The organism is Pseudomonas sp. SJZ103 (assembly GCF_007828335.1).
Lineage (GTDB): Bacteria > Pseudomonadota > Gammaproteobacteria > Pseudomonadales > Pseudomonadaceae > Aquipseudomonas.
On record NZ_VIUN01000033.1, the window covers coordinates 1 to 5,323 of the forward strand.

Genomic DNA, 5,323 nt, shown 5'->3' on the forward strand with positions numbered 1-5,323 from the left:
ACGAGAGATCGGAAGCGCAAGTGGTTGAAGTTGTTGAAGAAATCTTCGAAAGCTTCTGAAAATAATCACTTGACAGCAAATGAGGCTGCTGTAGAATGCGCGCCTCGGTTGAGACGAAAGCTCTTAACCAACCGCTCTTTAACAACTGAATCAAGCAATTCGTGTGGGTGCTTGTGGAGTCAGACTGATAGTCAACAAGATTATCAGCATCACAAGTTACTCCGCGAGAAATCAAAGAATAACCAACGATTGCTGAGCCAAGTTTAGGGTTTCTTAAAAACCCAAAGATGTTTGAACTGAAGAGTTTGATCATGGCTCAGATTGAACGCTGGCGGCAGGCCTAACACATGCAAGTCGAGCGGTAGAGAGAAGCTTGCTTCTCTTGAGAGCGGCGGACGGGTGAGTAATGCCTAGGAATCTGCCTGGTAGTGGGGGATAACGTTCGGAAACGGACGCTAATACCGCATACGTCCTACGGGAGAAAGCAGGGGACCTTCGGGCCTTGCGCTATCAGATGAGCCTAGGTCGGATTAGCTAGTTGGTGGGGTAATGGCTCACCAAGGCGACGATCCGTAACTGGTCTGAGAGGATGATCAGTCACACTGGAACTGAGACACGGTCCAGACTCCTACGGGAGGCAGCAGTGGGGAATATTGGACAATGGGCGAAAGCCTGATCCAGCCATGCCGCGTGTGTGAAGAAGGTCTTCGGATTGTAAAGCACTTTAAGTTGGGAGGAAGGGCCATTACCTAATACGTGATGGTTTTGACGTTACCGACAGAATAAGCACCGGCTAACTCTGTGCCAGCAGCCGCGGTAATACAGAGGGTGCAAGCGTTAATCGGAATTACTGGGCGTAAAGCGCGCGTAGGTGGTTTGTTAAGTTGGATGTGAAATCCCCGGGCTCAACCTGGGAACTGCATTCAAAACTGACTGACTAGAGTATGGTAGAGGGTGGTGGAATTTCCTGTGTAGCGGTGAAATGCGTAGATATAGGAAGGAACACCAGTGGCGAAGGCGACCACCTGGACTGATACTGACACTGAGGTGCGAAAGCGTGGGGAGCAAACAGGATTAGATACCCTGGTAGTCCACGCCGTAAACGATGTCAACTAGCCGTTGGGAGCCTTGAGCTCTTAGTGGCGCAGCTAACGCATTAAGTTGACCGCCTGGGGAGTACGGCCGCAAGGTTAAAACTCAAATGAATTGACGGGGGCCCGCACAAGCGGTGGAGCATGTGGTTTAATTCGAAGCAACGCGAAGAACCTTACCAGGCCTTGACATCCAATGAACTTTCTAGAGATAGATTGGTGCCTTCGGGAACATTGAGACAGGTGCTGCATGGCTGTCGTCAGCTCGTGTCGTGAGATGTTGGGTTAAGTCCCGTAACGAGCGCAACCCTTGTCCTTAGTTACCAGCACGTAATGGTGGGCACTCTAAGGAGACTGCCGGTGACAAACCGGAGGAAGGTGGGGATGACGTCAAGTCATCATGGCCCTTACGGCCTGGGCTACACACGTGCTACAATGGTCGGTACAGAGGGTTGCCAAGCCGCGAGGTGGAGCTAATCCCAGAAAACCGATCGTAGTCCGGATCGCAGTCTGCAACTCGACTGCGTGAAGTCGGAATCGCTAGTAATCGCGAATCAGAATGTCGCGGTGAATACGTTCCCGGGCCTTGTACACACCGCCCGTCACACCATGGGAGTGGGTTGCACCAGAAGTAGCTAGTCTAACCTTCGGGAGGACGGTTACCACGGTGTGATTCATGACTGGGGTGAAGTCGTAACAAGGTAGCCGTAGGGGAACCTGCGGCTGGATCACCTCCTTAATCGACGACATCAGCTGCTCCATAAGTTCCCACACGAATTGCTTGATTCATTGAAGAAGACGATAAGAAGCAGCCCGAAATTGGGTCTGTAGCTCAGTTGGTTAGAGCGCACCCCTGATAAGGGTGAGGTCGGCAGTTCGAATCTGCCCAGACCCACCAATTTTGTGTGGGAAACGCCTGTAGAAATACGGGGCCATAGCTCAGCTGGGAGAGCGCCTGCCTTGCACGCAGGAGGTCAACGGTTCGATCCCGTTTGGCTCCACCACTACTGCTTCTACGTTATGAAAGCTTAGAAATGAGCATTCCATTGAAAGATGGTGAATGTTGATTTCTAGTCTTTGATTAGATCGTTCTTTAAAAATTTGGGTATGTGATAGAAAGATAGACTGAACGTTACTTTCACTGGTAACGTATCAGGCTAAGGTAAAATTTGTGAGTTACTCTGAATTGAGTATTATCGAATTTTCGGCGAATGTCGTCTTCACAGTATAACCAGATTGCTTGGGGTTATATGGTCAAGTGAAGAAGCGCATACGGTGGATGCCTTGGCAGTCAGAGGCGATGAAAGACGTGGTAGCCTGCGAAAAGCTTCGGGGAGTCGGCAAACAGACTTTGATCCGGAGATGTCTGAATGGGGGAACCCAGCCATCATAAGATGGTTATCTTAAGCTGAATACATAGGCTTAAGAGGCGAACCAGGGGAACTGAAACATCTAAGTACCCTGAGGAAAAGAAATCAACCGAGATTCCCTTAGTAGTGGCGAGCGAACGGGGACTAGCCCTTAAGTGGCTTTGAGATTAGCGGAACGCTCTGGAAAGTGCGGCCATAGTGGGTGATAGCCCTGTACGCGAAAATCTCTTAGTCATGAAATCGAGTAGGACGGAGCACGAGAAACTTTGTCTGAATATGGGGGGACCATCCTCCAAGGCTAAATACTACTGACTGACCGATAGTGAACTAGTACCGTGAGGGAAAGGCGAAAAGAACCCCGGAGAGGGGAGTGAAATAGATCCTGAAACCGTATGCGTACAAGCAGTGGGAGCCCACTTTGTTGGGTGACTGCGTACCTTTTGTATAATGGGTCAGCGACTTATTTTCAGTGGCGAGCTTAACCGAATAGGGGAGGCGTAGCGAAAGCGAGTCTTAATAGGGCGTCTAGTCGCTGGGAATAGACCCGAAACCGGGCGATCTATCCATGGGCAGGTTGAAGGTTGGGTAACACTAACTGGAGGACCGAACCGACTACCGTTGAAAAGTTAGCGGATGACCTGTGGATCGGAGTGAAAGGCTAATCAAGCTCGGAGATAGCTGGTTCTCCTCGAAAGCTATTTAGGTAGCGCCTCATGTATCACTGTAGGGGGTAGAGCACTGTTTCGGCTAGGGGGTCATCCCGACTTACCAAACCGATGCAAACTCCGAATACCTACAAGTGCCGAGCATGGGAGACACACGGCGGGTGCTAACGTCCGTCGTGAAAAGGGAAACAACCCAGACCGTCAGCTAAGGTCCCAAAGTTATGGTTAAGTGGGAAACGATGTGGGAAGGCTTAGACAGCTAGGAGGTTGGCTTAGAAGCAGCCACCCTTTAAAGAAAGCGTAATAGCTCACTAGTCGAGTCGGCCTGCGCGGAAGATGTAACGGGGCTCAAACCATACACCGAAGCTACGGGTATCACGTAAGTGATGCGGTAGAGGAGCGTTCTGTAAGCCTGTGAAGGTGAGTTGAGAAGCTTGCTGGAGGTATCAGAAGTGCGAATGCTGACATGAGTAACGATAATGGGTGTGAAAAACACCCACGCCGAAAGACCAAGGTTTCCTGCGCAACGTTAATCGACGCAGGGTTAGTCGGTCCCTAAGGCGAGGCTGAAAAGCGTAGTCGATGGAAAACAGGTTAATATTCCTGTACTTCTGGTTATTGCGATGGAGGGACGGAGAAGGCTAGGCCAGCTTGGCGTTGGTTGTCCAAGTTTAAGGTGGTAGGCTGAGATCTTAGGTAAATCCGGGATCTTAAGGCCGAGAGCTGATGACGAGTTAACTTTTAGTTAACGAAGTGGTTGATGCCATGCTTCCAAGAAAAGCTTCTAAGCTTCAGGTAACCAGGAACCGTACCCCAAACCGACACAGGTGGTTGGGTAGAGAATACCAAGGCGCTTGAGAGAACTCGGGTGAAGGAACTAGGCAAAATGGCACCGTAACTTCGGGAGAAGGTGCGCCGGTGAGGGTGAAGGACTTGCTCCGTAAGCTCATGCCGGTCGAAGATACCAGGCCGCTGCGACTGTTTATTAAAAACACAGCACTCTGCAAACACGAAAGTGGACGTATAGGGTGTGACGCCTGCCCGGTGCCGGAAGGTTAATTGATGGGGTTAGCTAACGCGAAGCTCTTGATCGAAGCCCCGGTAAACGGCGGCCGTAACTATAACGGTCCTAAGGTAGCGAAATTCCTTGTCGGGTAAGTTCCGACCTGCACGAATGGCGTAACGATGGCGGCGCTGTCTCCACCCGAGACTCAGTGAAATTGAAATCGCTGTGAAGATGCAGTGTATCCGCGGCTAGACGGAAAGACCCCGTGAACCTTTACTATAGCTTTGCACTGGACTTTGAATTTGCTTGTGTAGGATAGGTGGGAGGCTTTGAAGCGTGGACGCCAGTCTGCGTGGAGCCAACCTTGAAATACCACCCTGGCAACTTTGAGGTTCTAACTCAGGTCCGTTATCCGGATCGAGGACAGTGTATGGTGGGTAGTTTGACTGGGGCGGTCTCCTCCTAAAGAGTAACGGAGGAGTACGAAGGTGCGCTCAGACCGGTCGGAAATCGGTCGTAGAGTATAAAGGCAAAAGCGCGCTTGACTGCGAGACAGACACGTCGAGCAGGTACGAAAGTAGGTCTTAGTGATCCGGTGGTTCTGTATGGAAGGGCCATCGCTCAACGGATAAAAGGTACTCCGGGGATAACAGGCTGATACCGCCCAAGAGTTCATATCGACGGCGGTGTTTGGCACCTCGATGTCGGCTCATCACATCCTGGGGCTGAAGCCGGTCCCAAGGGTATGGCTGTTCGCCATTTAAAGTGGTACGCGAGCTGGGTTTAGAACGTCGTGAGACAGTTCGGTCCCTATCTGCCGTGGACGTTTGAGATTTGAGAGGGGCTGCTCCTAGTACGAGAGGACCGGAGTGGACGAACCTCTGGTGTTCCGGTTGTCACGCCAGTGGCATTGCCGGGTAGCTATGTTCGGAATAGATAACCGCTGAAAGCATCTAAGCGGGAAACTAGCCTCAAGATGAGATCTCACTGGGACCTTGAGTCCCCTGAAGGGCCGTCGAAGACTACGACGTTGATAGGTTGGGTGTGTAAGCGCTGTGAGGCGTTGAGCTAACCAATACTAATTGCCCGTGAGGCTTGACCATATAACACCCAAGCAATTTGACTACTCGAAAGAGCATCAGATTGCGGTGTGTGAAGACGCAATGAACCGAAAGTTCGATGCTCACAAAA

Annotated in this window: 2 tRNA genes and 2 rRNA genes; all 4 read left to right on the top strand. The window is 51.0% G+C overall.

What is annotated here, in order from left to right:
• Positions 1 to 293: 293 nt before the first annotated feature.
• The 4 genes from FBY10_RS31375 (at position 294) to FBY10_RS31390 (ending at position 5,235) form a co-directional block, all read left to right on the top strand.
• Positions 294 to 1,830 (top strand): 16S ribosomal RNA (locus FBY10_RS31375).
• A gap of 82 nt (positions 1,831 to 1,912) precedes the next feature.
• Positions 1,913 to 1,989 (top strand) — tRNA-Ile (locus FBY10_RS31380).
• Between the two features lie 30 nt (positions 1,990 to 2,019).
• Positions 2,020 to 2,095, top strand: a tRNA-Ala gene (locus tag FBY10_RS31385).
• A gap of 248 nt (positions 2,096 to 2,343) precedes the next feature.
• Positions 2,344 to 5,235: ribosomal RNA gene (locus tag FBY10_RS31390) — 23S ribosomal RNA — on the top strand.
• The 16S and 23S rRNA genes sit together here with 2 tRNA genes alongside, the layout of an rRNA operon.
• The last annotated feature ends 88 nt before the right edge of the window (positions 5,236 to 5,323 follow it).